Consider the following 3,914-nt stretch of genomic DNA (forward strand, 5'->3'; position numbering starts at 1 on the left):
CCCCCCGCGCGCGTTGCGCGCCCGCGCGTTGCCCGCCCGCGCGCGGGGGGTCAGGCGGTCGTTGGGGGGTTGCCGGCGCGTTCCAGGGCCGGGCCGAGGCGGCTGGCGAGGGCGAGGTGGGCGGCGCGGGCCTGGCGGAACGCGTACCGGAACAGCGGGGCGGGCGCGCTCAGGGTAATCTCGACGTCCACCCGGAGCAGGCCGTCCGCTTCGGCGCGTAGCCGGGTGTGGTTGTGCACCGTGGTGGCCGGCCACTGGCGGGCCACCATCACGATCTCGTCGTCCTCGCTGGTGAGCACGTCCGCCTGGTAGGTGGTCCGGAAGCGCAGCGGGCCGGCCACCAGCCGGTCGCTGATGGCGTAGCTGGCCAGGGCTCCGGGGCGGGGCGGCAGTTGTCGGACGCCCACGATCAGTGGATGCAGCTCGCCCTGCCGGGTCAGGTCGCTGAGCAGCGCGGCGGCGTCAGCGGCTGAGCACCGGGCCTGGACGGTGTAAGTGAAGGTATCGCGCCTGAGCACACCGTCTCCCGCCGTCGCTTGTCGCACGATCGTCCCGTACGCCGATCGGGCTGGCAACGCCCGTCGGACAGCGGCCGATGCCGCGTCAGCCGCCAACTGTCCCATTAAGATCGGTTAGTACGGAATTACCGACCGTGACGGAGGGCGGATTCATGAACGGTGACGACAGGTGAGTGGGCACGTGATGGTCTTCGCGCCCACTCCGCAACTGACCGTGACCGTGGACCAGCCCAACGACCACACCGAACTGCACCTGCACCCCGGTGGGCAGGGCGTGTGGCAGGCCCGCATGGTGCTGTCGCTGGGGGTCGACGTGGTGCTCTGCGCCGCTCTCGGCGGCGAGATCGGCCAGGTGCTGGAACCGCTGCTGGTCAGCGAGGGGGTGGACCTCAAGGTGGTGGTCCGAGACTCCGGCAGCGGCGGGTACGTGCACGACCGTCGGGACGGGTCGCGGCAGGAGATCGCCGACGTTCCAGGGCAGCCGTTGAGCCGCCACGAACTCGACGAGCTGTACAACCTGGCCCTGGGCGAGGGCCTGCGAGCCCCCGTGAGCATCCTCAGTGGACCCAACGAGCCGTGGCTCGTCCCGCCCGATCTGTACCGGCGCTTCGCCGCCGACCTCGGGGCCAACGGCGGTCAGGTCGTCGTCGACCTCTCCGGCGATCACCTCGGCGCCGTGCTGGACAGCGGGGTCTTCTTCCTCAAGGTGAGCCACGAGGAGCTGATCCGTGACGGCCGCGCCCGCAGCGACGAGATGCCGGAGCTGACCCGGGCCATGTACGACCTGCACGCCGCCGGCGCCGAGACGGTGGTGGTGAGCCGGGCCGACCAGCCGGCGCTGGCGCTCATCGACGGGGAGCTGTTCGACGTCGAGATGCCCCGGCTGGAGGCCGCCGACCCGCGCGGCGCGGGCGACTCGATGACCGCCGGGGTCGCCGCCGTGGTGGCACGCGGTGGCGACATCCGGACCGCCATCCGTACCGGCGCCGCCGCCGGAGCGCTGAACGTGACCCGGCACGGCCTGGGCACCGGCCGCCTGGACTCGATCACCGGCCTGGTGGAGCGGGTTCGGCTGGTACCGGCCGACAGTCGCCCGCAGGAGCGCACCACCCCGGACGAGCTGGCCGACCGGGTGGTCGAACGATGACTCTGCGGGTCCTCGTCACCAACGACGACGGGATCGCCGCGCCGGGTATCCAGTCGCTGGCCTGGGCGGCGACCCAGCGAGGGCTGGACGTGGTGGTCGCCGCACCGCTGGAGGAGGCCAGCGGCACCAGCGCCGCGATGAGCGCGACCGAGCGCGACGGACGGGTGGTCGTGCACGACCATCCACTGCCCGACCTGGACGGTGTGCCGGCGTACGGGGTTGGCGGCTCGCCCGGTTTCATCACGCTGATCGCGCTGCACGGGGCGTTCGGCCCGCCGCCGTCGGTGGTGCTCTCCGGTATCAACCGGGGCGCCAACGCCGGTCGCGCGGTGCTGCACTCCGGCACGCTGGGTGCCGCGTTCACCGCCGCCACGAACGGCTGCCGGGCGATGGCTGTCTCCCTGGACGTCCTCTCCGCCGGTGAGGCCACCGCCGCCAGCGGTGGCGCCGCGGTGGACGCCGCCGCCCGGGTACGTGACGCCGAACGGCACTGGAGCACCGCCGCGCGGGTTGCCCTCGACCTGCTCCCCCGGCTGACCTCCGCGCCGATGGAGAGCGTGCTCAACGTGAACGCCCCGGACCTGCCGTACGACCGCCTGCGCGGAGTACGTCGCGGGACGTTGGCCAGTTTCGGTCAGGTGCAGATGACCGTCGCCGAGTCCGGGCACGGCTTCGTCCGTACCGCACTGGAGGAGCCGGGTCAGGCCGCGCAGCCCGGCACGGACGTGGCGTTGCTGGCAGCGGGGTACGCGTCGGTGACGGCCATCCGGGCGGTGAGCGAGCTGACCGACGTGGACCTGACCGACCTGGATGAGCAGCGCTGACGCGGGCGCTCAGGCGCCGGGAAGCACCTCGGGGGTGGCGGCGCCGGCGAAGTAGGGCTCCGGAGCACCGAAGAGGCCGAGCAGACCGGTCACCCAGAGCTGCCGGTGCACGAACCGGCTCGGCTCGGTGACCACCAGCTTGACGCCACTGACCTCGGCGGTCTGGAAGCCGGCGACCATGGCGCTGATGCCGACGGAGTCGATGAAGGTGACAAGCCTCATGTTCAGTTCGATGCGCAGCGGGCGGCCCTTGGCCAACACCTCCGCGATCGCCTCGCGCACCTCGTACGCGGTGTCGACGTCGATCTCACCTCGCGGGGCGATCTCGACCACACCACCGGACAAAACCGACTTCACAATCGACAGGCTCACGCGAGCACCTCCACCCGCCCGTCCCCCGGGCGCCTCATCAGTACGCGGGCCGCGACCGAGAGTATTCCTCCGACGGCCTCGGTCGCCACCCCTCTGGATGAGCAATTCGCGGATCTGGGCATATCAGGGCTCCCAGTTCCGAAATTTTTGTTATTCGATCATCGGCGGCCGGTCGGAGCCGAAGCGCCGCCGAACCAGGGTAACGGTCCCGGTCCGAACCGCCCGACGACCCGCCGCCGCCGGTGTGGGTTGCCGACGCCACCTAGCATCGGCCCGGGACACCCACCGTGACGGAGAGGACCTTCAATGATCAAGAGACTGGCCGGGCTGGCCGGCGTCGGCGTCCTACTCGCCCTCGTACTGGCCTGCGGTTTCGGTGGTGGTGGCGACGACGATGACGACGATGACGACGACTTCGCCCGTGGCGCGGCAGTGGTGATGGTGCGCTGAACCGCGCCGGGCGGCAGCGGGCCGGGTTTGCGCCCGGCCGGAGCGGGGCACTGCCAGTAAGGCGAACCGTGACGCGCTGAACAGACGCCGAAGTCCGAAGTGGCCGGCGGATTCGGCACCCGAGGAGGTAACCACGATGTTCGGAACCAACCTGCTGGACCGCCGCAGCAAGCCGGAGCGGATCGCGGACCAGGCGTGGGAGCACCTGGTCTCCGCCGTCAGCTCCGCGGGGGACAGCGTCCGTGACACCGCCCGTTCGGCCCGTCGCAGCAGCGGCGACCTCGCCGACGGGGCCGGTGATCTGGTCGGCTCGGCCGCCGAGGAGGCGCGGCGACGGGCGTCGCTGGCCTTCGACGCGCTCGCCGGGCGTCAGCCGGCCCTGCCCTGGACGCTGCTGATCGGCGCCGCGCTCGTCGGCGCGGCGGTCGGCTGGGCCGTCGGCTCGGCCGCCCGTGCCGCCGGCAGCCGGGACGACCGCGCCGTCGAGGACGTGGAGTTCGTCGACGTGGACCGCCCCAACTCCCCCGCCGTCTGAGACAGCGACACGCGTGAGCCCCGCCCGACCCCCGTCGGAGCGGGGCACGAATGAGCCCCGCTCCGACG

The 3,914-nt window shown here is 72.2% G+C and carries 6 protein-coding genes; 4 read left to right on the plus strand and 2 right to left on the minus strand.

Features of this window, described 5'->3' with window-relative positions; translation table 11 throughout:
• Positions 1–50 precede the first annotated feature (50 nt).
• A complete protein-coding gene (locus FHG89_RS00405; protein WP_139581877.1) occupies positions 51–518 on the minus strand; it encodes an SRPBCC family protein in 468 nt (155 codons plus the stop codon).
• Between the two features lie 184 nt (positions 519–702).
• Between FHG89_RS00405 and FHG89_RS00410 the strand changes: the two genes are divergently transcribed.
• Both FHG89_RS00410 and surE read left to right on the plus strand, forming a co-directional pair.
• Positions 703–1,665, plus strand: a complete 963-nt coding sequence (locus tag FHG89_RS00410) for a PfkB family carbohydrate kinase (RefSeq protein ID WP_139581882.1) — start codon at positions 703–705, stop codon at positions 1,663–1,665.
• Positions 1,662–2,489: a 5'/3'-nucleotidase SurE gene (gene surE / locus FHG89_RS00415; protein WP_139581879.1), complete on the plus strand. Its 828-nt coding sequence runs from the start codon at positions 1,662–1,664 to the stop codon at positions 2,487–2,489. The genes FHG89_RS00410 and surE overlap by 4 nt, the downstream gene beginning before the upstream one ends.
• A 9-nt stretch (positions 2,490–2,498) precedes the next feature.
• Here surE and FHG89_RS00420 read toward each other — a convergent pair whose 3' ends face one another.
• Complete coding sequence (locus tag FHG89_RS00420; RefSeq protein WP_130403378.1) at positions 2,499–2,861, minus strand: STAS domain-containing protein; 363 nt, start codon at positions 2,859–2,861, stop codon at positions 2,499–2,501.
• A gap of 306 nt (positions 2,862–3,167) precedes the next feature.
• Here FHG89_RS00420 and FHG89_RS32690 point away from each other — a divergent pair, with 306 nt between their 5' ends.
• Positions 3,168–3,311: a hypothetical protein gene (locus tag FHG89_RS32690; RefSeq protein ID WP_167517312.1), complete on the plus strand. Its 144-nt coding sequence runs from the start codon at positions 3,168–3,170 to the stop codon at positions 3,309–3,311.
• 136 nt (positions 3,312–3,447) lie between these two features.
• Entirely contained in the window at positions 3,448–3,846 is a 399-nt protein-coding gene (locus FHG89_RS00425) for a hypothetical protein (protein ID WP_139581881.1), read from the plus strand.
• The last annotated feature ends 68 nt before the right edge of the window (positions 3,847–3,914 follow it).

Source organism: Micromonospora orduensis (genome assembly GCF_006228125.1).
In the GTDB taxonomy this organism is placed as follows: Bacteria; Actinomycetota; Actinomycetes; order Mycobacteriales; family Micromonosporaceae; genus Micromonospora; species Micromonospora orduensis.

Bases quoted from the DNA above. Each gene is read 5' to 3' on its own strand.
- surE (WP_139581879.1), top strand. From the start codon at position 1,662: ATGACTCTGCGGGTCCTCGTCACCAACGACGACGGGATCGCCGCGCCG.
- FHG89_RS32690 (WP_167517312.1), top strand. From the start codon at position 3,168: ATGATCAAGAGACTGGCCGGGCTGGCCGGCGTCGGCGTCCTACTCGCC.
- FHG89_RS00425 (WP_139581881.1), top strand. From the start codon at position 3,448: ATGTTCGGAACCAACCTGCTGGACCGCCGCAGCAAGCCGGAGCGGATC.
- FHG89_RS00410 (WP_139581882.1), top strand. From the start codon at position 703: ATGGTCTTCGCGCCCACTCCGCAACTGACCGTGACCGTGGACCAGCCC.